The sequence below is a fragment of the Sphingomonas sp. HMP6 genome, assembly GCF_013374095.1.
Taxonomy (GTDB): domain Bacteria; phylum Pseudomonadota; class Alphaproteobacteria; order Sphingomonadales; family Sphingomonadaceae; genus Sphingomonas.
This window is the reverse complement of sequence record NZ_AP022672.1, coordinates 2,521,154-2,542,311: the sequence shown is the minus strand read 5'-3', so window position 1 is coordinate 2,542,311 and position 21,158 is coordinate 2,521,154. Positions and strand designations below refer to the sequence as shown.

Below are 21,158 nucleotides of genomic sequence, written 5' to 3'. Positions count from 1 at the left end.
GCCGGTCGGCGTCCGAAGTGACGACCGACGACGCGGCTTTGCCGCGGCGCCGTCTAGGAACAGATATGAACACGACGACCTATCCGACCGCGACGCTCCCCGCCGGTGCAGCCGATTTCTTCGCGCTGACCAAACCGCGCGTGATGCGTTCGGTCGTGTTCACCGCGCTCTGCGGGATGCTGGCCGCCCCGGTGCAACTTCCTTTCACGCTGGCCTTTACCGCCATTCTGGCGATCGCGCTGGCCGCTGGTTCGGCGGGCGCGCTCAACCAATGGTATGAATCCGATATCGATTCACTGATGAAGCGGACCGCAAAACGGCCGCTGCCGGCCGGCAAGATGGAGCGCGAGACCGCGCTGCAGTTCGGCGTCGCGCTCGGTGTCTTCTCGGTGTTGCTGATGGGCCTGGCGATCGGTCTGGTTGCCGCCGCGCTGCTGACCGTATCGATCCTGTTCTACGTGCTGGTTTACACCGTCGGCCTGAAGCGCCGGACGCCGCAGAATATCGTCATCGGCGGTGCCGCCGGCGCGTTCCCGCCGCTGATCGGCTGGGTCGCCGCGACGGGCAGCATCTCGACGTTGCCAGTGTTGATGTTCGCGATCATCTTCCTGTGGACCCCGCCGCATAGCTGGGCACTCGCTTTGCTGATCCGTGATGACTACGCCAAGGGCGGCGTGCCGATGCTCCCGGTCGTGGCGAGTGCTGCTACGACGCGCTGGCAGATGCTGTTCTATGCGGTGCTGATGGCAGCAGCGGCGGTCGCGCCGTGGGCGCTCGGCCTCGCCGGGATCACCTATGGCCTGGTCGCGACGCTGACGTCGATCGTCTTCGTCGCGCTAACCGCTTGGGTGGTGGTACAACGCGCCGTAACCACGCCCGAAATGAAGGCCGAACGCATCCTGTTCGTCTATTCGATCGGCTATATCCTCGCGATCTTCGCCACCCTCGCTTTCGATCGGCTAACCGCATGATCCCCGACCCGCACGCCGACCTCGTCCGCAAGCGCCAGCGCAGCCGCGCGGTGGTGCTGGCGCTTATCCTCGGCGCGTTCGTGATCCTGGTTTTCGCGATCAGCATTGCGAAGATCAAGGCGGGGATGCCGCACTGATGGCCCGGATTCTGCCCGCCGACGGCAAGCTGCGCACGGCGTTGTTCGCGGTGATCGGCATTTGCTTCATGACCGGCGTGGGCTGGGCGAGCATCCCGCTTTATCGGATGTTCTGTCAGGCCACCGGGCTCAACGGCACGACGCAGCGCGGCACGGTCGCCCCCGGCGCGGTTGACCGGCAAATCCGCGTGGATTTCGACACCAATGTCGCGCCGCATATGCCGTGGAAGTTTGCACCTGAAAATCCGTCCGAGACGGTGGCGATCGGCGCGCGCGACATGGCGTTCTTCACCGCGACCAACACGTCGGATCACGCGATCACGGGCACTGCGACCTATAACGTCACGCCCGCCCAGGCCGGCAAATATTTCACCAAGATCCAATGTTTCTGTTTCACGCAGCAAACGCTGAAGCCCGGCGAGACGGCGCGGATGCCGGTGATCTTCTTTGTCGATCCGAAGATCCTCACCGATCCCGACGCCAATGACGTCGAGACAATAACGCTTAGCTACACCTTTTATCCCGTGGATTCCGCGAAGGCCAAGGGCTAGAGCGACCTATAACCTGATAGACGCGTACGAAGGACGACCCCAATGGCCGGTGCCAAGAACCACGATTATCATATCCTCCCGCCCAGCATCTGGCCGTTCGCCGGATCGATGGCCTCGCTAGCGATGGCGGCGGGTGGCATCATGTGGATGCACTCGGCGGCCGGTGGCGGCATCCTGTTCTACGCCGGTCTCGCGGGCGTGCTGGCGGTCATGTACGGCTGGTGGCGCCAAGTGATCGTCGAGGCGCATGCCGGCGACCATACCCCGGTCGTTCAGCTTCACCTGCGCTACGGCATGATCCTGTTTATCGCGTCGGAGATCATGTTCTTCGTCGGGTGGTTCTGGGCCTATTTCGACTTCTCGCTCTTCCCGGCGAACATCGCCTATGATTCGGTGTCGAAGACAACCAGCCTGATCACCGATGCCGCCGCCGGCGCGGCGCAATGGCCGCCCAAGGGACTTGAAGTCATTGATGCCTTCAAATTCCCGTTGCTCAACACACTGATTCTGCTGACCAGCGGCACAACGATCACTTGGGCGCACCATGCGCTGATCCATGGCGACCGCGACGGCCTGAAGAAGGGCCTGTGGGTCACGATCATCCTTGGCGCGATCTTCAGCTGCATCCAGGCCTATGAATATGCCGAGGCACCGTTCCCCTTCAAAGGGTTGAACTATGGCGCGGCCTTCTTCATGTCGACCGGCTTCCACGGCTTCCACGTGATGATCGGCACGATCTTCCTGATCGTGTGCCAGATCCGCGTCTATCGCGGGGATTTCACGCCGAGGCAGCATTTCGGCTTCGAAGCGGCAGCCTGGTATTGGCATTTCGTCGACGTGGTGTGGCTGTTCCTGTTCGTCACCATCTACGTTTATGGTGGCTGGGGCGCACCGGTCCACGCCGGGTGATCCGGTGAGCGACGGGCCGGCGGACCATATCGCCCCCACGCCCGTCGCGGCCGCACTGAAGGGCCTGTGTCCGCGCTGCGGTGCGACCGGGCTGTTTCACAGCTGGCTCGATTTTGCCGATCGCTGCAAGGTGTGCGGGCTGGATTACAGCGCGTTCAATGTCGGGGATGGGCCGGCTGCGATCCTGACTTTGGTGCTCGGCGGGTTGATCGTCGGCATTGCGATCACGATCCAGCTTGCCTGGGGGCCGCCGATCTGGCTGCAATTGATCGTCTGGCTGCCGATCACCGTCGTCGGCGTCGTTGGGTCTTTGCGCATCGCCAAGGCGGCGTTGCTCGGGTCCGAATTCCGCACCGCCGCGCATGAGGGGCATCTCGCGCCGCCGGAGATCGACCCCAAGCCATGAAGCGCATTCCTGTCATCCCGACGATCCTGGTCGGCCTCGCCGTCGCGTCGATGATCGCGCTCGGCGTGTGGCAACTCCAGCGTCGCGCGGAAAAGGAAGCGCTGCTGGTTCGCTATGCCCAGAACGTCACGCTTCCCCGCATCACCTTTCCGGCCATTCCGGTTGACGACACGTTGCTGTTCCGCCGCGCGAGCGCGTTCTGCCTCGAACCGGTCAGCTTCGCGATCGAGGGCGGGCGCAATGCGCGCGGCGGCACAGGTTGGCGTCAGATCGCGCAGTGCCGCACCGGTGCCGAGGGGCCGGGCTTCGCGGTGCAATTGGGCTTCGGCAAGGATCCGCACGCCAAGCCCGTTTGGAAGGGCGGGCCGGTGCGCGGCTATATCAGCCACGCGCCCGATCATGCGCCGATCGTCGCCGCGGCGTTCGGCGCGGGGGGACCCAAGACGCTGATGCTTGTCGCCGATCCGCCGCAGGCGGGGCTTGACGCCAATCCTGGCCCGGATCTGTCGGCCGTGCCCAACAACCATCTCGCTTATGCGGTGCAATGGTTCGTCTTCGCCAGCCTCGCCGCGTTGATCTATGCGCTGGCGCTGCGGCGTCGCACGGTTGCCGAGTCGCCCGCACCGCGCTAACCGCAAGCGCCATGCGCTATATCAGCACGCGCGGCTCCGCGCCGACCCTCGACTTTCGCGATGTCACGCTCGCGGGGCTTGCCTCGGATGGCGGGCTGTACTTGCCCGATAGCTGGCCAAGCTTCTCGCCAACGCAGATCGCGGCGATGCAGGGCCTGTCCTATGTCGAGACCGCGGTCGCGGTGATGCTGCCCTTCGTCGAAGGCACGCTCAGCGAGGAGGAACTGCGCGACCTGTGTACGCAGGCGTATGGCCGTTTTGCCCACGCCGCCGTCGTCCCGCTGGTGCAGCTCGACCAGCAGAACTGGCTGATGGAGCTCTTCCACGGCCCGACGCTCGCCTTCAAGGATGTCGCACTGCAATTGCTCGGCCTGCTGTTTGAACGGTTCCTGACCGGCAGCAGCCAGCAAGTCACCGTGATCGGCGCGACCTCGGGCGACACCGGCTCTGCCGCGATCGATGCGCTGGCCGGGCGCGCCGGGGTCGATGTGTTCATGCTCCACCCCAAGGGCCGCGTGTCGGACGTGCAGCGTCGCCAGATGACCACCGTCATCGCGCCCAACATCCACAATATCGCGCTGGAGGGTGCGAGCTTCGACGATTGTCAGGCGCTGGTGAAGGCGATGTTCAACGACACGGCCTTCTCCGGCACATTCGCGCTTTCGGCGGTGAACTCGATCAACTGGGCGCGGCTGATGGCGCAGATCGTCTATTATTTCTACGCCGCCGTCCGTTTGGGCGCGCCCGATCGCGCGGTCGCGTTTTCGGTGCCCACCGGGAATTTCGGCGATGTGTTCGCAGGCTATGTCGCCGCGAAGATGGGCTTGCCCGTCGCCAAGCTGATCGTTGCCACCAACGTTAACGACATCCTCCACCGCGCGCTCAGCGTCGGGGATTATTCGCAAGGGACGGTCGTGCCCACGCCGAGTCCGTCGATGGACATCCAGGTGTCGAGCAATTTCGAGCGGCTGCTGTTTGATCTCGGCGGCCGCGATGGCCACGCACTCGCCGCGCAGATGCACGGGTTCGAGGCAACCAAGGCGATGCAATTGACCAATGCGCAACGCGAAGCGGCGAGCGCGCTGTTCGGCAGTGACCGCGTCGATCTCGACGATATGGCGCTGGCGATGCGCTGGGCATGCGATTCGTGCGGCCAGATCATCGATCCTCATACGGCGATCGGCCTAGCCGCTGCGCGCCGTGCCGATCTCACGCCGGACGTGCCGGTTGTGACGCTAGCTACCGCGCATCCCGCGAAATTCGGCGATGCGGTCGAGCGCGCCACCGGTCAGCGCCCCGCGCTTCCGGCGCGAATCGGCGATCTCTTCGATCGCGAGGAACGCTATGCGTCGCTGCCGGGCACTTTCGACGCGGTTACCGCCTATATCGCCGAACGGGCGATCGCGCGGTGAGCCTGCTTACGCTCGTCGCCGAACCGTGGGCGGATTATGGCCTCGTCGATTCAGGGCATGGCCGCAAACTCGAACGCTACGGCCGCTTCCGCTTCATCCGCCCCGAACCGCAAGCGATGTGGGCACCCGCATCGGATAGCTGGGAAGCCGATGGCGACTTCATCGGCGCGTCGGACGAGGAGGGCGGCGGACGCTGGCATCTCTCGCGCGATGTGCCGCGCGGCGGGTGGCATGTGCGCTGGGAAGAAGTGTTGCTGCTCGCGCAGAACACACCTTTCCGCCACCTCGCGTTCTTCCCCGATATGGCCCCGCAATGGGAATGGATGCGCGAACAGGTGGCAGAGGGCGACCAGGTGCTCAACCTGTTCGGCTATACCGGCGTGGGCACGCTGGCGCTTGCCGCCAAGGGTGCTGCGATAACGCATGTCGATGCGTCCAAAAAGTCGGTCGAGGCGGGCAAGGCCAACGCCTTTCTGTCCGACATGGCCGATCGCCCGATCCGCTGGATGGTCGACGACGCCGCCAAATTCGCTGCCCGCGAAGTGCGGCGCGAGAAGCGCTACGACGGCATCTTCCTCGATCCGCCCAAATTCGGGCGCGGTCCTGATGGCGAGGTGTGGCGGCTGGAAGAAGGCTTGCCCGGCCTGATCGCCGATTGCGCCCGGCTGCTCGACAAGGACAGCAAATTCCTGGTGCTGACGGTCTATGCGGTGCGCATGTCGGCGCTGGCGATCGGCGAAGTCGTGCGGCAGGCGCTGAGCGGTTTGGGCGGAACGGTCGAGGTCGGCGAAATGGCGGTCCGCGAGGAGGCGCGCGGGTTGCTCCTGCCGACGGCCATTTTTGCGCGGTGGTCGAAGTAGGAAAAGAGGTTCACGCGAAGGCGCGAAGAGAAGGTAAGGGCGCGAAGGCGTCGTCAACGTAACGGCTTGTGTATCCGCAACGCCGATCCCTCTAGGGTTCCGTGTCGATTTACGACGCGCCGCAAGCCTTCTTTGAAGGTTTCGCCGCCAAAGTTCATCAACAAGTCGAGCGGCAGCTCAAGAAAACGCAAGTATGTGAGAACTTGCTTCGCATGCACCGCGGACAGCCGGTCGATTGATTTCAGCTCGATCAGCAACGCATTCTCGACCAGCAGGTCGGCCCGAAAGCCATTTTCGATGAGAATTCCGTCGATCACGATCGGAATGATTTTCTGTCGCTCCACCGTCAGGCCGCGCGCCTCCAGAGCGTGCGCCAGCACGATCTCATAAGCCGATTCGAGTAGCCCGGGACCGACACGCTGGTGAAGCTTGATCCCGCAATCCACTGCGATCGATGCAATGTGCTCGACGTCCACTCCACCCCCCCTTCGCGCCCTTACCTTCTCTTCGCGCCTTCGCGTGAACCACCTTCGTCCGTGCTACTCCATCCCCGCCCGCATCGCCGCCCCAGCCACGAACGGCGCCCCCGCCAGCAGCAGTAAACTCACCGCGCCCAGCAATTTCACTGCACCCATTCCGCCGTCGAGCGACCCCGCGCCGAAGATCAGCAATGGCACCGCCAGCGGCAGCATCACCAACCCGGCGACCGACCCCGCCCCACGCAACCCCGTCACCAGTGCCGCTGTCGCCACCGCCAGCGCCGCCAGGCCCGGCGTGCCGATCAGCAACCCCAGTTCGACCGCGCCCAGCGTCGCCGCATCAAGCCCGAGCAGCCCCGCCGCGACCACCGCCGCCAGCATCAGCGGCGGCCCGAATCCCAGCCAGTGCGCGACGATCTTCGCTGCCGCCACGCTCGGCATCGACAGCCCGCGCAGCGCGAGCTGATCGAGCACGCCGCTGTCCATATCCGGCCCGATCAGCCGCTCGACCGGCATCAACGCCGCCAGCAACGCCGCCGCCCAGATCACCCCGCCGCCGATCCGTGCGAGCAAGGCGGTGTCCGGCCCGACCGCGAAGGGGAAGAGGATCGTCACCAGCAGGAAAAAAGCGAGCGCATTGACGATCCCGCCGCTCGCCCAGGCGATCCGCACGTCACGCGCGATGAGGGTCAGCATGAGGCGCCCCCAATCCGGTCGCCCTGAGCTTGTCGAAGGGCCGCCAGACCAACGGGCTGTCCTTGCGGCGCGGGGTGCTTCGACAAGCTCAGCACGACCGGCTTTGGGTTGGCGGGCCGCGTCACAGCACGATCTCCACCGCGTCCGGCAGCGCGACCGGCGTGTGGGTTGCGACCAGCACCGCGCCGCCGCCTGCGCGATGGTCGGCGATCAGGCGTTCGAGGATCGCGACGCTCGCCACGTCGAGCCCGTTGGCGGGTTCGTCGAGCAGCCAAACCGATGCATTGCTCGCCACCACGCGCGCCAGTGCCGCACGACGCCGCTGCCCGGTCGAGAGCAAGCGCACCGGCACCTCGGCGATGTGCGTCAGGCCGACGGCAGCCAGCGCCCGCGTCACCCGCCCGTGCGGGTCGGGCTCGGCATCGAGCGTCGCCCAGAAAGCGAGCGCCTCGGACAGCCGCAGTCCCGGATCGAGCGCCGCCGCCTCCGCCATCAGGGCCCGCACCGGCGATCCGATGACCTCCCCGGTCGCGGGTCGCAGTAATCCGGCAGCTACGCGGATCAAGCTCGATTTGCCGACCCCGTTTGGTCCCGACACCAAAGCCGCGCCGCCACCGGCAATTGTGAACGACAGGCCCTCGAACAAGGTCCGCCCCCCGCGCACGCACGTCACGTCGCGAAAGCCCAACGCTTCGCTCACCGCTCGGTGCTCGCTTCCAAAGCGTGCATGTCGGCGTCCGACAACCCGAAATGATGACCGATTTCGTGGATTGTCACAAGCACGACCAAAGCGGTCAGCCCGACCCCGCTATCGACCCATTCGTCGAGAATCGCGCGGCGATATAGGTGAATACGGTCTGGCGACGCGCCTGAATCCATCGATGATTTCTCGCCGACCGGTCGGCCATGATAGAGGCCGCTGAGGTCGAACGGATCCTCGATACCCAGCGCGTCGAGCGTCTCGTCATCGGCAAAATCCTCCACGATCAGCACGATCTCGCCCAGATGCGCGCGGAATTCGGGCGGCAGCCCCGCGATCGTCGCGCGCGCGATCGCTTCGATCTGGTCGGCGGTGGGGGGGAGTTGATCGGGCGGCACCATCCGCTAAGCCTTACGGCCAAGGCGCGCGGTGCGCCAGCAGGCCCGCGCGCGGACGCGCGTAACGAGGAGAGCGACCCCGTGACCGTAGAACCGCTGAGCGACGAAGACCGTGCCGAGGCGCTCGATACGCTCGACGAATGGGATTTTGACGAGGCGCGCGACGCGATCACGCGGACCTTCACCTTCGGCGATTTCAGCGAAGCGTTTGGCTTCATGGCGCGCGTCGCCTTGCTCGCGGAAAAGGCCGATCATCACCCCGAATGGTCGAACGTGTGGAACCGCGTCGATATCGCGCTGACCACGCACGACGCCGGTGGCCTGTCGCACAAGGATATCGCGCTGGCCGAGGCGATCGACGCCTTAGTCGACTGACCCGATCACCCCGCGCCGCATCATCTTGCGCATCCGCCCGGGCATCCAGCGTGCGGCAAAGGCCATGCGGTCGGCGGTCTTGCCGACATAGGTGTGGACCTTGTCGCCATGCACCGCGTCCCATGCCGCCTGCGCGACCGCATCGACACCGGTCAATTCGAGCCCGGCGTTGGTGACGACCTGCTTGATCGAGTAATTGCTGTTGCCCGCCGGCGTCGCCAGCAGTGGCGTGTCGATGAAACTCGGCACCAGATCGCGCACCTTCACGCCCGCGCCATACCATTCGCCGTCAAGCGCTTCGGTCAGCGAGCGCACGCCGAACTTGGTCGCGGAATAGACCGACAGGCCCGACGACCCGTAAATCGCCGAGGCCGATGCGGTGTTGAGCAGGCACGATCCCGGCGTCTTCGCGAGATAGGCGAACCCGATCTTCGCGCCGTTGAGCACGCCGACCAGATTGATCGCGATGACGCGGTCGAGATCCTCGAAACTCATGTCGATCAAAGGCCCGCCGGTGCCGATCCCGGCATTGTTGAACAATACGTCGAGCCGCCCGCCTTCGGTGGTGGCGGTAAAGGCGTCGAGGTTTGCGACCCACGCTTCACGGTCGCGCACGTCCATCGTAAAGGTCGTCGCCATGCCGGCCGGGAGCATCGCGGCGGTTTCGCTCAATCCGCGCGCGTTGACGTCGGCTAGACCGACGCGCCAGCCCTTGGCGGCGAACAATTTCGCCGTCGCCTGACCGATGCCCGATCCGCCGCCGGTGATGAAGATCGCTTTTTGCTCAACCATGTCGCTACCCCTTTGACGCTTGCGGTATAGTGCCCCACTGTTCGCGTCGATGCTACAATCGCACGATATTGGCCCGGCGGTCGCCTTTGATGGTACGACGAAACGCTATGGTGGCGGCCCAAAAACCGGCACGGCTGCCGTCGATGGCGTGACGGTAGCGATTGCCGGTGGCAGTTTCGTGGCGTTGGTCGGCTCGTCCGGCTCGGGCAAATCTACGCTGCTGAAGATGATTAACCGCCTGATCGAGCCCAGCGAAGGCATGGTGCGGATCGGCGAGGAGGCAGTGTCTGCTGCCGCCCCGCACACGCTGCGCCGCCGGATCGGCTATGTCTTTCAGAATATCGGCCTGTTCCCGCACATGACCGTCGCCGAGAATATCGCGATCGGCCTGCGGCTGGCGGGCGAAAAGGATCGCGCACCCCGCGTGGCCGAACTACTCGATCTGGTCGATCTGCCGCAGGATTTCGCAGCTCGGATGCCCGACGCCCTGTCGGGCGGCCAGCGGCAACGCGTCGGCGTCGCCCGCGCGCTTGCCACCGCGCCGGGTCTTTTGCTTCTCGACGAGCCGTTCGGCGCGCTCGATCCGGTGACGCGCGACCAACTCGGCACGGCGATCCGCAAGCTCCACGACCAGCTTCGTCTCACCACCATCATGGTAACGCACGACATGGCCGAGGCGCTGATCCTCGCTGACCGCGTGCTGGTGATGGACCGCGGGCAGATTGTTGCCGATGCGACGCCGCGCGAATTGCTGGCGGGGCAGGGGGGAACGGTCGCCGATGCACTTGTCGCGGTGCCGCGCGATCAGGCGCGGCGGATGCGCGAGCTCGAAGCATGAGGGATAGTCCGTTCCTCGAAGCGATGACGCGCGTGCCGGATCTGCTTGCGGCGCATCTGTTGCTGGCGGCGTCGGCGTTGATTCTGGGGCTGGTGATCAGCCTCCCGCTGGCGATCTGGTCGGCGCGGCGGCCGGCGGTAGCGCGCGTTGCGCTTGGCTTTGCAAGCCTCGTGCAGACGATCCCGAGCCTTGCGTTGCTCGCGCTATTCTATCCGCTGCTGCTGTTTCTGTCGGGGATGGTGGGCGGCGGCATTCCGGCGCTTGGGTTCCTGCCCTCGCTGCTCGCGCTGACGCTCTATGCGCTGCTGCCGATCCTGCGCAACGGCGTGACTGGCCTCACCGGGCTCGATCCCGCGATCATCGAGGCGGCGGACGGGGTCGGCATGACTGCGTGGCAGAAGCTCCGCCTGGTCGAGGCGCCGCTGGTCGCGCCCGTGCTGATGGCGGGCATCCGCACGGCTGCGGTGTGGACGATCGGCGCGGCGACGCTCTCCACGACCGTCGGCCAGCCGAGCCTTGGCGACATGATCTTCGCCGGGCTGCAGACGCAGAATTGGGCGCTGGTGCTGGCCGGGTGCCTCAGCGCGGCGGCGCTTGCGCTGGCGGTCGATGCGTTGCTCGGCGTGATCGAGCACGGCATCGCCGCGCGCAAGCGGGTGCGTGCGTTCGTCGCGGCGGGGGTGCTGCTCGTCGGCGTGCTCGTCGCGCTGGCCCCCGCGCTGCCGCGTTCGGACGAGACGATTACCGTCGGCGCGAAGGGCTTTGGCGAGCAATATATCCTCGCGCGGCTGATCGGGCATCGGCTCGAGCGTGCGGGCTATCACGTCCAATATCGTGAGGGGCTGGGGTCGGCGGTGGTGTTCGGCGCGCTCAAATCAGGCGCGATCGACGTTTATGTCGATTATTCGGGGACGATCTGGACCAACGAGATGAAGCGCAGCGACATCCCGGCGCGGCCCGCGATGGTGGCGGCGATCGGGGCGTGGACGCAGAAGACCTCGGGCGTGCGGTTGCTCGGCGCGCTGGGGTTCGAGAACGCCTATGCCTTTGCGATGCGGGGGGATGACGCCAAGGCGAAGGGGATCGCTTCGCTCGACGATCTGGTCTCGGCGGCACCGCGATTGAAATTGGGCTCCGACCTGGAATTCCTCGAACGCCCCGAATGGGCGGCGATCAAGCGCGCCTATCCGCTGAACTTCGCCGCCGCGAATGCGTACAACCCGACCTTCATGTACCGCGCGCTGGAAAGCGGGCAGGCCGATGTGATCTCGGCTTTCTCGTCGGATGGGCGGATTGCGGCGCAGCATTTGACCGTGCTCAGCGACCCGCGCGGCGCGATCCCGGGCTATGACGCGATCCTGATGGTCGCGCCGGGGCGGGCGAAGGACGCGAAGCTGATCGCCGCGCTGCAGCGGCTGGTCGGGCGCATACCGGTTGATGCGATGCGCGCGGCGAATTACCGGGTGGACCGCGACGATAACAAGGATTCGCCCGACGCGGCCGCGCGATGGCTGGAGAAGCAGGTGGGGTTCTGAGAGCGAAACCGGAGAGTCTACCCTCCGTCACCCCGGCCTTGTGCCGGGGTCCACCAGGTGGCTTGGGAGGAACCCTCATATCAGTCCGGCCCGCGCCGCGCGGTGGACCCCGGCACAAGGCCGGGGTGACGGAGAAAAAAACAGGGGTGCGCTAACCCCGCACCGCGGTCACGAAATAATCGAGCTTGGTATCGTCGCTCAGCACGAAACCCTTCGCGACCGAAAAGCTCAGGCCCCGCACATCGATCACGCGCAATCCTGCGGCTTCGACCAAGTCGGTCAGCGCATCGGGCGTCAGGAACTTGTTCCAGTCATGCGTCCCGCGCGGGATCTGGCCCATCCCCTCGCCCACGGTGATCAGCGCGAGGCGCGAGAGCGCGGTCCGGTTGGGTGTCGAGAGCACCAGCAACCCGTCCTTGGCCAGCGCACCCGCCAGCCCGGCAATGAACGCGGCAGGATCGGTGACATGCTCGATCACTTCCATGCTGGTGACGAGATCGAATGTCGCGTCGCACAGCCCTTCGACGCTGCCGGTGCGATAGTCGATCGCCAGCCCCGACTGCGCCGCATGGGCCTGCGCCACCGCGATATTCTCCGCCGCCGCATCCAGACCGGTGACCGCCGCGCCCAGCCGTGCGAGCGGCTCGCACAGCAGCCCGGCACCGCACCCGACATCGAGCGCGCGCTTGCCTTCGAGCGGGGTGAAGCTCGCTTCGTCGCCATGCCAGTGCGCGTCGATCCGCTCGCGCAGATAGCGCAGCCGCACCGGGTTGAGTCGGTGGAGCATCGCCGAGGAGCCCTTGGGATCCCACCACTCCGCAGCCATCGCGCCGAAATGCGCGGCTTCGCCCGCATCGATTGTGGTTGCTTTTGTTACGGTTGCGCTATCCATGCCTGCTTTCTATCAGGACCGCCCCAAGACCCCAAGGCCCTCGCAAGGATTTCTGGCACCCGATGGCGCGTATCGTAATGAAGTTCGGCGGCACCTCGATGGCGGGGATCGAGCGGATCCGCTCGGTCGCGGCGCGGGTGAAGCGTGAGGTGGCGGCGGGCAATCAGGTCGCGGTGGTCGTCTCGGCGATGGCGGGCGAGACCGATCGCCTGGTCGGCTTCTGCCGCGAGGCGTCGTCGCTCTACGACCCCAAAGAATATGACGTTGTCGTCTCGGCCGGCGAGCAAATCACCAGCGGCTTGCTCGCCATCGCCTTGCAGGCGGCGGGCGTGCCGGCGCGGAGCTGGCTCGGCTGGCAATTGCCGATCGAGACGACCGACGCGCATGCCTCTGCCCGGATCGAGCATATCGACACGACCGCGCTCGACGCGAGCCTCGCGGCGGGCGAAGTCGCGGTCATTCCCGGTTTTCAGGGCGTCGATGGCGACGACCGGGTCAGTACGCTCGGCCGTGGCGGCTCCGATACGTCGGCGGTGGCGATCGCGGCGGCAATGAAGGCCGATCGCTGCGACATCTACACCGATGTCGACGGCGTCTATACCACCGACCCGCGCATCGTGCCGCGCGCGCGGAAGTTGAAGAAAGTCACGTACGAGGAAATGCTCGAACTGGCCTCGGTCGGGGCAAAGGTGTTGCAGACGCGCTCGGTCGGACTGGCGATGAAGGAAGGCGTGCGCGTGCAAGTGCTGTCGTCCTTTACCGGCGAGGACGCACCGATGGCGGATACGCTGCCGGGAACGATGATCGTGAGCGAAGAGGAATTAGGCGATATGGAACGACAGCTCATCACCGGCATCGCGCATGACAAGAATGAGGCGAAGATCACGCTGATCGCCGTGCCCGACAAGCCCGGCGCGGTCGCCGCGATCTTCGCGCCGCTGGCCACGGCCAACATCAACGTCGACATGATCATCCAGAACATCGCGCATGCGGCGGGGTCGACCGATGTGACCTTCACCGTACCCGCCGCCGATCTGGCGCGCTCGATCGAGGTGCTGACACAGTCGCGCGAGAAGATCGGCTACGAAACGCTGGTCCACGACACGCGCGTCGCGAAGATCTCGGTGGTCGGCGTCGGCATGCGCAGCCATGCCGGTGTCGCCAGCACGATGTTCACGACGCTCGGCGAACGCGGCATCAACATCCAGGCGATCTCTACATCCGAGATTAAGGTCAGCGTGCTGATCGAAGAGGATTACACCGAACTCGCGGTGCGCGTGCTACATACGGCGTACGGGCTGGACGCGGAGGATGTCGCGGGTTGAGGGGGGTGTGTGGGTGAAGCAGAAAGTTCGTCAACCACCTCGATTTAGATATTTTATCTTAGCCGCTTTTTAATGCGATTTGCAAAAATGGTGATGTCGGTTTCGAACGCTTCACTGATCAACCCAGCGGCGGCAGTTACGCTTGTCGGATCGCTCTGAACCTTTTGTGGGAAGGTCGGCATTTTGGTCCTGACCCTGTCGCTCGACTCCATTCCGACCGTCGCTCCATCCTTGAACTGACGAAATGTGAAGAATGCGAGTATGTCTTTGCCATACAGAGGGTGTCGGTTAAAAATGATCTGGCCGACACGAAACTCGTAATAACAGGTCGCGCCGGACGTTGTGTTACGTGTCCTCGAATTCCAGCCGGCGTCGATGGGATCATGAAAAATAATCTCGGTATCAGCACCAAGCCCGAAGGTTGCGCGAAGATCGAGCTTTTTGAACTGTTCGACCTGCTGGGTTGGACTTAAAAGCGCTTCTAATACCGCTATCTGCTTGTCCGTCTTGCCGGCCATGAGTGCCGGAATGGCACCCGGTGCCCAACTGCCCATAGTCGCGCCATTCAGATCGCTTGTCGGCCATACGTGCATTTCGCATGGCTCGGCAACGGCGGGAGCAGCGCAAAACAGACTGGCTGACGCTAATAACGCGATGAACATTGGTCTGATCATGGTGCCCCCCCGGACTATTAATGTGCCGACATTTCACTAGCTGATTTTGCGCGCGCGGCAACGAAATCTGTCGAACCGCGTCATTCTTATTACCCTACTCCCCCATAACATGCACCGCCACCGTTCGCCGGTGCGCGGCGCGGCGGTGTTCGAACAGATAGATGCCCTGCCACGTCCCCAAAACCGGCCGTCCGTCCGCGACCGGAATCGACAGGCTCGTCGCGGTGATCGCGGCGCGGAGGTGGGCGGGCATGTCGTCGGGGCCTTCGTCATCATGCTCATAGCCGTGCGACTCGGGGGCTAGCCCCGCGAACCACCGCTCGAGATCGCGGCGCGCGGCGGGGGCGGCATTTTCCTGGATCAGTAACGAGCACGACGTGTGGCGCACGAACAGCGTCAGCAGCCCGGTGGCGATGCCGGTCCCGGCAACCCAGTCGCAAACGTCACGCGTAATCTCGTGCAGCCCCTGGCCGGGCGTGCGGATGTCGAGTTGGCCAATGTCCTGCCGCATGACATGGGCTTGCCCCAATGCCCCGCGCGGCGCTAGGCCCCGACGATGACACAAACATCCTCGATCGGCGCGGCGCGCCTAACCGCCCGCATGGCGCGCGGCACCGCTTTTCTCGGCAGCGAGACCGCGATCATCTGCGGCGCGATGTCGTGGGTGAGCGAGCGGCATCTCGTTTCCGCCATCTCGAACGCGGGCGGCTTCGGCTTGATCGCGTGCGGCGCGATGACGCCCGAACTGCTCGATGCCGAGATCGCCGCGACCAAGACGATGACCGACAAGCCGTTCGGCGTGAACCTGATCACGATGCACCCCGGCCTGTTCGATCTGATCGCGGTGTGCGCGAAGCATCAGGTGACGCACGTCGTGCTCGCGGGCGGGCTGCCGCCGACGGGTGCGCTCGATGCGATCAAGGCGAGCGGCGCAAAGGTCGTCTGCTTCGCCCCCGCCTTGAGCCTCGCCAAAAAGCTGATCCGTTCCGGCGTCGACGCGCTCGTCGTCGAGGGCATGGAAGCGGGCGGGCATATCGGCCCGGTGTCGACCTCGGTGCTCGCACAGGAAATTCTGCCCGAAGTCGCCGATCAGGTTCCCGTGTTCGTCGCCGGCGGCATCGGGCGTGGTGAAGCGATCGCGGCGTATCTCGACATGGGCGCGGCGGGCGTCCAGCTCGGCACGCGCTTCGTCTGCGCGACCGAGAGCATCGCGCACGCCAATTTCAAGAAGGCGTTCCTGCGTGCCTCGGCGCGCGATGCGGTGGCGAGCGTGCAGATCGACCCGCGCCTCCCCGTTATCCCGGTGCGCGCGCTGAAGAATGCCGGCGGCGACCTGTTCACCGCCAAGCAGCGCGAAGTCGCGCAATTGCTCGACGAGGGCAAGGTCGCGATGGCCGAGGCGCAATTGCAGATCGAGCATTATTGGGCGGGCGCGCTGCGCCGCGCGGTGATCGACGGCGATGTCGAGCATGGCTCGCTGATGGCGGGGCAGTCGGTCGGGATGGTCACGAAGGAAGAGCCTGTTGCCGAGATCATCGCGTCGCTGATGGAAGAAGCGGCGACGGCGCTGGGGCAGCGCGCGGCTTAACCTCTCCCTAAAGCGGCGTTAACCTTTACCTGCGATAGCTCCAGCTTCCGAAGTGCTGGAGATTCCCCATGCGGTCGTATCGGTTCAAGGCCATCCTGCCGTTGCTGTTCGGTGTAGCGATTGTCGGGGGATGCGCCAGCCGCCCCGTGCCGCTTGCGATCGTCCCCGTGCCGCTTCCCGTCGCGGTCGCGCCGACGATGCCGGCGGGGGCCTATGCCGGGATGCCGATTGCCGCGCGCGGGGCCGATGGCGCCTATGTCACCCCAAACCGCACGCTGAGCCCGGCGGCGGCCGTTTGGCATTTTCGCGCTGGCCTGAACGTGGCGGCACTCGCGTGTCGCGGTCCGGACGATGCGGCGTTGGTCGCCCGCTATAACGCCGTGCTGGCGCGTCAGCGCGACGTGCTGCGCGATGCCGAAAGCGCGGTGGCGGCGGAATATCGCGCGGGCGGGGGCGCCGCGTGGCGGGCAAGCTATGACAATGCGATGACCTCGCTCTACAATTTCTTCTCGCAAAGTTTTGCCCGCGAGGCGTTCTGCGCCACCGCAACGCGCACGCTGGCGGATAGTGAGGCCGTCGCACCCACGGCCTTTGCCGCCTTCGCCGCCGAACGGCTGCCGCAGCTCGACCAGGCCTTCACCGATTTCTACCGGCGCTATGACGCCTGGCGTTCCCCGCAGACGATCGCGGCGGTGGCATCGCCGGCCCCGGTCGCATCCACGCGGATCGAACTGTACAACGTCTCGTCGCTCCCCGATCCGCGGGGCCAAGAGGTGCGCGCCTCGGTGCCGACGCGCGTGCTCGCCTCGGCTCAGCCGACCAGATAAACCGCCAGCGCCGCGCCGCCACCGAACACCATAGCGATCAGCAGCGACAGGATACCCGCGACCACACCGCCCGAGCGGCGGCGGGCGAAGGTGCTGCGCTGACCCGGCTTGCCGAGCTTCAGCTCGACGAATCCTGCTGCCGCACCGCCCAGGCTTGTCATGATCAGCGTGACGATGGCGCCTACCGGCGTTTGCAGCGCGATCGCGATCGGCAGCAGCACCGCGAACGGCGCCGCCATCGCGAAGGCAGCAAGCAGCTTGGCGAAATCGATCTCCGACTTCGCCACTGGCGCGACCGCGAGCAGGTCGGGCGAATCCTCCGCCGACACCGCCAGCCACGCGAAACTGCCGACGAGCTGGCTCGCGATCAGCACGCTGCCGAAGGCGAGCACCGCCGGGATCGGCGTATTGCCGCGCCCGAACGCCACGAACAGCAGCGGCGCCATATACACCAGCCGCAGCACGATCTGAAACGCCAGCGCCGGATCGCGCGCCAGCAGCCGCCATTCCTTCGCGAAGACCGATCGGGTCAGCCCGGCATGGAACAGCCGCCCGCTCGCGCGGCCGGTCGGTTTGGCGCGCGACAGGCGAACGCCGCCATCCTGATAGCCCGACAGGAACAGCCGCTGCAGCGTTGCCCCGACACCGACGAACAGCGCCAGCGCACCGCCGAGCAGGATTACAATCGACAGGGGATCGCCGAACGCGGCGCGCCCCGGCAGGCCGGTAACGCCGTCGACACCAAGCCCATTCTCGCGCAGCCGCTCGAACACTTCCATCGTCGCGCCGCCCTTGCGATCGGCATGCGACAGCAATTGCGAGCCCAGGAACAAGGCACCGCCGACCAGCGCCGCCATGATCTGCCCAACGGTGCGCGCCGCGCGTGGCCCGACCAGCGTCGCGATGGTCAGCGTCAGCGCCAGCCCCATTGCCGCCGCCGCCAGCGCGAGCGCCGCCAGCAACGCGACCAGCCCGAACAGCCGTGGATGCCCGAGGATCGCGACCGGCACGATGATCGGCAGCAGCAGCACCGTATAGGTGAGCGCGATCGTCCCCGCGATGCCGAGCAGTTTCGCCAGCAAGACCGTCCGCTCGGGAATCGGCGCGGAGAACAGAAGCGCTAGATCGCCATTCTCATACAGCGTGCGCTGACTGCCGATCATCGCTTGCGCGGTCATGAAGGTCAGCGCGACGATGCTGATGCCGAGCGCGGCGACCCGCATTTCGGGCAGGATCGGGATCGGCGTACCGCGCAACGCCCAGCCGATCGCGCAGCCGATCAGCAGCCATGCCAGCGCGAGCAGCACGCCGATCACTTGCGCCGCGCCCGCGCCGCCGAGCCGTCCGATCAGGCCACGTCGCCCCGCGCGACGGCTCGATCGCGTCGCCAGCCGCAATTCATGTAAGGCGAGCCAGGCGAAACCGCCTGGCTGCATCCGGCGCATCGCCCAGTTCATGCGGGCGAAACCGCGTGCGCGGCCGGGTCGGTCAACCGGATGAAGGTGTCTTCCAGCGTCATCCCCGCGGTCCCCGCACTCTCGCGCAATTCGTCGAGCGTGCCTTCGGCCAGCAGCTTGCCGCCGCCGATGATGCCGATCCGGTCGGCCATGCGCTCGGCCACTTCCAGGATGTGCGTGGTGACGATCACGGTCTTCCCCGCATCGACCTGAGCCCGAAGGGCGTCTTTTACCGATCGCGCCATGCTCGCGTCGAGCCCGGTCAGCGGCTCGTCGAGGATCAGCAATTTGGGATCGTGGATCAGCGCGCCGGCCAGTGCGACCTTCTGCTTCATCCCGCGCGAAAAGCCCTCGCAGCGCGTATCGCGTTGCTCCCACAGGTCGAGCCAGTGGAGCAGCCTGTCGGCCTCGGCGGCGGCATGCTGCGGGTCCATCCGCCATAGCCCCGCGACGAAGGCGAGATATTCGAGCGGCGAGAGCTTGTCGTACAGCATCGCCTCATCGGGCAGCCAGGCGGTGATCGCCTTGGCGGCGAGCGGATCGCGCAAGGCGTCGACGCCGAAGATGTGAATCGACCCGGCATCGGGCTTGGCCAGCCCCGCGACCATCCGTAGCGTCGTGGTCTTGCCCGCCCCATTCGGCCCGAGCAGCGCGTAAAGCTGTCCTGCCGCGATCTCGAGGTCGAGCCCGGCGATGACGGGCTTGTCGAACGCCTTGGCCAGGCCACGGATACGCAAGGCGGGCAGGGGTGCGGGTTCGATCATGTGTCCTGTTTAAGCGATACACCCGGGCCGTCCAGCCGGAACAGCACCTCGACCGGACGATCGAGCGCTGCCGCGAGCTTGAGCGCGAGAATGGTGGACGGGATGAAAACGCCGTTTTCTACGGTGTTGATCGTCTTGCGGCTCACCCCGACGCACTCGGCCAGCGCCGCCTGCGTCAGGTCGAGCCGCTCGCGTTCGGCCTTCAGGGTGTTGTGCAGGATTTCGGCCATTCAGCGCGCAGCCCTGAGTTCGAGGGTCGCGAGATGTACTTGTGCCACCACGATCGCGGCGGTGAAGATGATTCGCGCACTGTCGCTCGCCGAAATCAGTCCGGGGACACTGCCAGCCGCAAGCATCGCCACGCCGGCGACCAGCCCGGCCCAGAACCCGCTCACGCTGCTCAGCCTGCGATGCTCGCGCGTCACTTCATCCTCAAGCAATTGCGCGAGCGGGCCACGCTTCAGGCGGGTCGCCAGCGGCGAAACCAAGAGCGCCGAAATAAGGGTGAAGCTCAACCACATCCCCTGGAAGAATTCCGGCCGCCACGCCGAAAAGGTCAAGGCGAGGAAGAGGACGGTGAAGGCCGCAAAAACATAAAGGCCGAGCGCACGCGCGTGCGCCTTGCGTTCGGCGAGGTCGATCAAATCCATAATGGCAGTCCCTTGTTAGTCACCTACAGGTTACATGTAACCTGTGAGTTCCATGTGCGCAAGCCTCGTTTCGCGCGCGCCGGGGGTTTGCGCGGGCATCCCGTGCCGTTAGAGGACGAGGCCATGCCGTCACCCGACCTCGATATGCCCGCCACGGGCCGCATCGTCGCGGGCGAGCACCGCTTCCCGATCCGCGTCTATTTCGAGGACACCGATCTTTCGGGGATCGTCTATCACGCCAACTATCTGCGCTACATGGAGCGCGCGCGGTCCGACATGTTGCAGCTGGCGGGGATCGATCAGCGCGGCCATCAGGAGGCGGGCGGCGGGGCGTATGCGGTGACCGCGCTCGACATTCGCTACCGTGCCCCCGCCAAGCTCGATGATGCGTTGGTCGTGCTGACACGCCTCGTCCAAGTCCGCGCTGCCTCGGTTGATATTCAGCAACGAGTCATGCGCGGTGGTGTGGTGTTGACCGAAGCCAAGGTGACGGCGGCGTTGGTCGGCGCAGCGGGGCGGCCGCAACGCCAGCCCAAGCAATGGATCGCGGCGTTTGCCCGCGTGATGGAATCAGGGGACAGTTTTTCGTGAGCAGCCTTGCCCTCAACACCGATGCGACGAGCTTGTCGCCGATCGGGATTTTTCTCCATGCCGATCCGGTGGTGCAGGTCGTGATGGTCGGGCTGCTGCTTGCCAGCATCTGGACCTGGGGGATCATCTTTACTTTCGTGCGCAAGCTCGGCCGCACGCGTCATCAGATCGCGCGCTTCGAACGCGATTTCTGGAAGGCCGAGGATATCGACGCCTTCCACAGACAAGAAGGCGAGAGCGACTTGCCGATCGCCAAGGTGTTCGCGGCGGGCGTGGCCGAATGGCGCCGCTCGACTGCTGGTGGCCAGGTCGATCGCGGCGGCACGCGCGAGCGGCTGGCAACCGCGATGGGCGCGGCGGTCGCGGGCGAGATCGATGCGCTGTCGGATCGCTTGAACATCCTCGCGACGGTCGGCTCGGTTGCCCCCTTCGTCGGACTGTTCGGTACCGTGTGGGGGATCATGCGCAGCTTCACCAGCATCGCGGCGGCGCAGAACACCTCGCTGGCGGTGGTCGCGCCGGGCATCGCTGAGGCGCTGTTCGCGACCGCGATCGGCCTGTTCGCGGCCATCCCGGCGGTGATCGCCTACAATCGCTTCAGCCACGGCATCAACCGCATCGAAGCACGCCTCAACCGCTTCGCCGACGGCTTTCACGCGACCCTGAGCCGTCAGCTCGAGAGTGAGGTGAAGCGCTAGC

Annotated in this window: 28 protein-coding genes; 16 read left to right on the top strand and 12 right to left on the bottom strand. The window is 65.6% G+C overall.

Translation table 11 applies throughout. The annotated features are described in order from the left end of the window. The first annotated feature begins 65 nt into the window (after positions 1 to 65). From HMP06_RS12350 to HMP06_RS12315, 8 genes are read left to right on the top strand one after another with little or no spacing between them, the layout of a single operon-like run. The gene (locus HMP06_RS12350; RefSeq protein WP_176497341.1) at positions 66 to 971 is read left to right on the top strand and encodes a heme o synthase; all 906 of its coding nucleotides are present in this window, start codon (positions 66 to 68) and stop codon (positions 969 to 971) included. After that, entirely contained in the window at positions 968 to 1,108 is a 141-nt protein-coding gene (locus tag HMP06_RS12345; RefSeq protein ID WP_176497340.1) for a hypothetical protein, read from the top strand. The genes HMP06_RS12350 and HMP06_RS12345 overlap by 4 nt, the downstream gene beginning before the upstream one ends. Beyond that, the gene (locus HMP06_RS12340; protein WP_176497339.1) at positions 1,108 to 1,659 is read left to right on the top strand and encodes a cytochrome c oxidase assembly protein; all 552 of its coding nucleotides are present in this window, start codon (positions 1,108 to 1,110) and stop codon (positions 1,657 to 1,659) included. The genes HMP06_RS12345 and HMP06_RS12340 overlap by 1 nt, the downstream gene beginning before the upstream one ends. Before the next feature lie 42 nt (positions 1,660 to 1,701). Beyond that, positions 1,702 to 2,568: a cytochrome c oxidase subunit 3 gene (locus HMP06_RS12335; protein WP_176497338.1), complete on the top strand. Its 867-nt coding sequence runs from the start codon at positions 1,702 to 1,704 to the stop codon at positions 2,566 to 2,568. Positions 2,569 to 2,572: 4 nt separating this feature from the next. Beyond that, complete coding sequence (locus HMP06_RS12330; RefSeq protein WP_232089651.1) at positions 2,573 to 2,974, top strand: DUF983 domain-containing protein; 402 nt, start codon at positions 2,573 to 2,575, stop codon at positions 2,972 to 2,974. After that, positions 2,971 to 3,606, top strand: coding sequence for an SURF1 family protein (locus HMP06_RS12325; RefSeq protein WP_176497336.1), 636 nt, complete (start codon positions 2,971 to 2,973; stop codon positions 3,604 to 3,606). Before HMP06_RS12330 ends, HMP06_RS12325 begins: the two co-directional genes overlap by 4 nt. Positions 3,607 to 3,617: 11 nt before the next feature. Next, complete coding sequence (gene thrC, locus HMP06_RS12320) at positions 3,618 to 5,018, top strand: threonine synthase (RefSeq protein WP_176497335.1); 1,401 nt, start codon at positions 3,618 to 3,620, stop codon at positions 5,016 to 5,018. Continuing rightward, a complete protein-coding gene (locus HMP06_RS12315; protein WP_176497334.1) occupies positions 5,015 to 5,878 on the top strand; it encodes a class I SAM-dependent methyltransferase in 864 nt (287 codons plus the stop codon). The genes thrC and HMP06_RS12315 overlap by 4 nt, the downstream gene beginning before the upstream one ends. Before the next feature lie 53 nt (positions 5,879 to 5,931). On the opposite strand, the gene HMP06_RS12310 is transcribed toward HMP06_RS12315, so the two are convergent. The 4 genes from HMP06_RS12310 to HMP06_RS12295 all read right to left on the bottom strand — a co-directional run bounded on the left by HMP06_RS12310 (position 5,932) and on the right by HMP06_RS12295 (position 8,154). After that, the gene (locus HMP06_RS12310; protein ID WP_176497333.1) at positions 5,932 to 6,354 is read right to left on the bottom strand and encodes a GxxExxY protein; all 423 of its coding nucleotides are present in this window, start codon (positions 6,352 to 6,354) and stop codon (positions 5,932 to 5,934) included. Between the two features lie 63 nt (positions 6,355 to 6,417). Continuing rightward, positions 6,418 to 7,053, bottom strand: a complete 636-nt coding sequence (locus HMP06_RS12305) for a heme exporter protein CcmB (RefSeq protein ID WP_176497332.1) — start codon at positions 7,051 to 7,053, stop codon at positions 6,418 to 6,420. A gap of 121 nt (positions 7,054 to 7,174) precedes the next feature. Further along, complete coding sequence (gene ccmA / locus HMP06_RS12300) at positions 7,175 to 7,753, bottom strand: heme ABC exporter ATP-binding protein CcmA (protein WP_176497331.1); 579 nt, start codon at positions 7,751 to 7,753, stop codon at positions 7,175 to 7,177. After that, positions 7,750 to 8,154, bottom strand: coding sequence for a metallopeptidase family protein (locus tag HMP06_RS12295; RefSeq protein ID WP_176497330.1), 405 nt, complete (start codon positions 8,152 to 8,154; stop codon positions 7,750 to 7,752). Before HMP06_RS12295 ends, ccmA begins: the two co-directional genes overlap by 4 nt. A gap of 78 nt (positions 8,155 to 8,232) precedes the next feature. Here HMP06_RS12295 and HMP06_RS12290 point away from each other — a divergent pair, with 78 nt between their 5' ends. Next, a complete protein-coding gene (locus HMP06_RS12290; protein WP_176497329.1) occupies positions 8,233 to 8,526 on the top strand; it encodes a 4a-hydroxytetrahydrobiopterin dehydratase in 294 nt (97 codons plus the stop codon). Here the strand turns inward: HMP06_RS12290 and HMP06_RS12285 are convergent. After that, positions 8,515 to 9,318, bottom strand: a complete 804-nt coding sequence (locus HMP06_RS12285; protein WP_176497328.1) for an SDR family oxidoreductase — start codon at positions 9,316 to 9,318, stop codon at positions 8,515 to 8,517. The two genes, HMP06_RS12290 and HMP06_RS12285, sit on opposite strands and share 12 nt — an antisense overlap. Positions 9,319 to 9,367: 49 nt before the next feature. On the opposite strand from HMP06_RS12285, the gene HMP06_RS12280 reads away from it, so the two are divergent. After that, positions 9,368 to 10,156: an ATP-binding cassette domain-containing protein gene (locus tag HMP06_RS12280; RefSeq protein ID WP_176498523.1), complete on the top strand. Its 789-nt coding sequence runs from the start codon at positions 9,368 to 9,370 to the stop codon at positions 10,154 to 10,156. Beyond that, on the top strand, positions 10,153 to 11,691 hold the full coding sequence (locus HMP06_RS12275; protein WP_232089649.1) for an ABC transporter permease/substrate-binding protein: 1,539 nt from the start codon (positions 10,153 to 10,155) through the stop codon (positions 11,689 to 11,691). The genes HMP06_RS12280 and HMP06_RS12275 overlap by 4 nt, the downstream gene beginning before the upstream one ends. 151 nt (positions 11,692 to 11,842) lie before the next feature. Here the strand turns inward: HMP06_RS12275 and ubiG are convergent, their stop codons facing one another. Next, positions 11,843 to 12,583 (bottom strand): bifunctional 2-polyprenyl-6-hydroxyphenol methylase/3-demethylubiquinol 3-O-methyltransferase UbiG, encoded by a 741-nt coding sequence (gene ubiG / locus HMP06_RS12270; protein WP_176497327.1) that lies wholly within the window; start codon positions 12,581 to 12,583, stop codon positions 11,843 to 11,845. A gap of 62 nt (positions 12,584 to 12,645) precedes the next feature. On the opposite strand from ubiG, the gene HMP06_RS12265 reads away from it, so the two are divergent. After that, the gene (locus tag HMP06_RS12265; protein ID WP_176497326.1) at positions 12,646 to 13,908 is read left to right on the top strand and encodes an aspartate kinase; all 1,263 of its coding nucleotides are present in this window, start codon (positions 12,646 to 12,648) and stop codon (positions 13,906 to 13,908) included. Between the two features lie 53 nt (positions 13,909 to 13,961). Here HMP06_RS12265 and HMP06_RS12260 read toward each other — a convergent pair whose 3' ends face one another. Beyond that, on the bottom strand, positions 13,962 to 14,582 hold the full coding sequence (locus HMP06_RS12260) for a hypothetical protein (protein WP_176497325.1): 621 nt from the start codon (positions 14,580 to 14,582) through the stop codon (positions 13,962 to 13,964). A gap of 94 nt (positions 14,583 to 14,676) precedes the next feature. After that, the gene (locus HMP06_RS12255; protein ID WP_176497324.1) at positions 14,677 to 15,093 is read right to left on the bottom strand and encodes a secondary thiamine-phosphate synthase enzyme YjbQ; all 417 of its coding nucleotides are present in this window, start codon (positions 15,091 to 15,093) and stop codon (positions 14,677 to 14,679) included. Positions 15,094 to 15,138: 45 nt separating this feature from the next. On the opposite strand from HMP06_RS12255, the gene HMP06_RS12250 reads away from it, so the two are divergent. Together HMP06_RS12250 and HMP06_RS12245 are read left to right on the top strand one after the other, a co-directional pair. After that, positions 15,139 to 16,170, top strand: a complete 1,032-nt coding sequence (locus tag HMP06_RS12250; protein ID WP_176497323.1) for an NAD(P)H-dependent flavin oxidoreductase — start codon at positions 15,139 to 15,141, stop codon at positions 16,168 to 16,170. A 68-nt stretch (positions 16,171 to 16,238) separates the two neighbouring features. Then, a complete protein-coding gene (locus HMP06_RS12245) occupies positions 16,239 to 16,997 on the top strand; it encodes a hypothetical protein (protein ID WP_176497322.1) in 759 nt (252 codons plus the stop codon). Here the strand turns inward: HMP06_RS12245 and HMP06_RS12240 are convergent. The 4 genes from HMP06_RS12240 to HMP06_RS12225 are packed head-to-tail and all read right to left on the bottom strand — an operon-like array spanning position 16,982 to position 19,868. Next, complete coding sequence (locus HMP06_RS12240) at positions 16,982 to 18,454, bottom strand: hypothetical protein (protein ID WP_176497321.1); 1,473 nt, start codon at positions 18,452 to 18,454, stop codon at positions 16,982 to 16,984. The two genes, HMP06_RS12245 and HMP06_RS12240, sit on opposite strands and share 16 nt — an antisense overlap. Beyond that, positions 18,451 to 19,218 carry an ABC transporter ATP-binding protein gene (locus tag HMP06_RS12235; RefSeq protein ID WP_176497320.1) on the bottom strand — a complete coding sequence of 256 codons (768 nt, stop codon included), beginning with the start codon at positions 19,216 to 19,218 and terminating at the stop codon, positions 18,451 to 18,453. Before HMP06_RS12235 ends, HMP06_RS12240 begins: the two co-directional genes overlap by 4 nt. Then, on the bottom strand, positions 19,215 to 19,448 hold the full coding sequence (locus HMP06_RS12230) for a helix-turn-helix transcriptional regulator (RefSeq protein ID WP_176497319.1): 234 nt from the start codon (positions 19,446 to 19,448) through the stop codon (positions 19,215 to 19,217). The genes HMP06_RS12235 and HMP06_RS12230 overlap by 4 nt, the downstream gene beginning before the upstream one ends. Continuing rightward, entirely contained in the window at positions 19,449 to 19,868 is a 420-nt protein-coding gene (locus HMP06_RS12225; protein ID WP_176497318.1) for a hypothetical protein, read from the bottom strand. 123 nt (positions 19,869 to 19,991) lie between these two features. On the opposite strand from HMP06_RS12225, the gene ybgC reads away from it, so the two are divergent. After that, entirely contained in the window at positions 19,992 to 20,459 is a 468-nt protein-coding gene (gene ybgC, locus HMP06_RS12220) for a tol-pal system-associated acyl-CoA thioesterase (RefSeq protein WP_269473375.1), read from the top strand. Then, entirely contained in the window at positions 20,456 to 21,157 is a 702-nt protein-coding gene (tolQ, locus tag HMP06_RS12215) for a protein TolQ (RefSeq protein ID WP_232089647.1), read from the top strand. The genes ybgC and tolQ overlap by 4 nt, the downstream gene beginning before the upstream one ends. Position 21,158 lies beyond the last annotated feature (1 nt).

Bases quoted from the DNA above. Each gene is read 5' to 3' on its own strand.
- HMP06_RS12280 (WP_176498523.1), top strand. From the start codon at position 9,368: ATGCTACAATCGCACGATATTGGCCCGGCGGTCGCCTTTGATGGTACG.
- HMP06_RS12340 (WP_176497339.1), top strand. From the start codon at position 1,108: ATGGCCCGGATTCTGCCCGCCGACGGCAAGCTGCGCACGGCGTTGTTC.
- HMP06_RS12305 (WP_176497332.1), bottom strand. From the start codon at position 7,053: ATGCTGACCCTCATCGCGCGTGACGTGCGGATCGCCTGGGCGAGCGGC.
- HMP06_RS12255 (WP_176497324.1), bottom strand. From the start codon at position 15,093: ATGCGGCAGGACATTGGCCAACTCGACATCCGCACGCCCGGCCAGGGG.
- HMP06_RS12350 (WP_176497341.1), top strand. From the start codon at position 66: ATGAACACGACGACCTATCCGACCGCGACGCTCCCCGCCGGTGCAGCC.
- HMP06_RS12345 (WP_176497340.1), top strand. From the start codon at position 968: ATGATCCCCGACCCGCACGCCGACCTCGTCCGCAAGCGCCAGCGCAGC.
- HMP06_RS12245 (WP_176497322.1), top strand. From the start codon at position 16,239: ATGCGGTCGTATCGGTTCAAGGCCATCCTGCCGTTGCTGTTCGGTGTA.
- HMP06_RS12260 (WP_176497325.1), bottom strand. From the start codon at position 14,582: ATGATCAGACCAATGTTCATCGCGTTATTAGCGTCAGCCAGTCTGTTT.
- HMP06_RS12265 (WP_176497326.1), top strand. From the start codon at position 12,646: ATGGCGCGTATCGTAATGAAGTTCGGCGGCACCTCGATGGCGGGGATC.
- HMP06_RS12285 (WP_176497328.1), bottom strand. From the start codon at position 9,318: ATGGTTGAGCAAAAAGCGATCTTCATCACCGGCGGCGGATCGGGCATC.
- HMP06_RS12235 (WP_176497320.1), bottom strand. From the start codon at position 19,218: ATGATCGAACCCGCACCCCTGCCCGCCTTGCGTATCCGTGGCCTGGCC.
- HMP06_RS12295 (WP_176497330.1), bottom strand. From the start codon at position 8,154: ATGGTGCCGCCCGATCAACTCCCCCCCACCGCCGACCAGATCGAAGCG.
- HMP06_RS12240 (WP_176497321.1), bottom strand. From the start codon at position 18,454: ATGAACTGGGCGATGCGCCGGATGCAGCCAGGCGGTTTCGCCTGGCTC.
- HMP06_RS12335 (WP_176497338.1), top strand. From the start codon at position 1,702: ATGGCCGGTGCCAAGAACCACGATTATCATATCCTCCCGCCCAGCATC.
- HMP06_RS12250 (WP_176497323.1), top strand. From the start codon at position 15,139: ATGACACAAACATCCTCGATCGGCGCGGCGCGCCTAACCGCCCGCATG.
- HMP06_RS12230 (WP_176497319.1), bottom strand. From the start codon at position 19,448: ATGGCCGAAATCCTGCACAACACCCTGAAGGCCGAACGCGAGCGGCTC.
- HMP06_RS12275 (WP_232089649.1), top strand. From the start codon at position 10,153: ATGAGGGATAGTCCGTTCCTCGAAGCGATGACGCGCGTGCCGGATCTG.
- thrC (WP_176497335.1), top strand. From the start codon at position 3,618: ATGCGCTATATCAGCACGCGCGGCTCCGCGCCGACCCTCGACTTTCGC.
- ybgC (WP_269473375.1), top strand. From the start codon at position 19,992: ATGCCGTCACCCGACCTCGATATGCCCGCCACGGGCCGCATCGTCGCG.
- HMP06_RS12325 (WP_176497336.1), top strand. From the start codon at position 2,971: ATGAAGCGCATTCCTGTCATCCCGACGATCCTGGTCGGCCTCGCCGTC.
- HMP06_RS12225 (WP_176497318.1), bottom strand. From the start codon at position 19,868: ATGGATTTGATCGACCTCGCCGAACGCAAGGCGCACGCGCGTGCGCTC.
- ubiG (WP_176497327.1), bottom strand. From the start codon at position 12,583: ATGGATAGCGCAACCGTAACAAAAGCAACCACAATCGATGCGGGCGAA.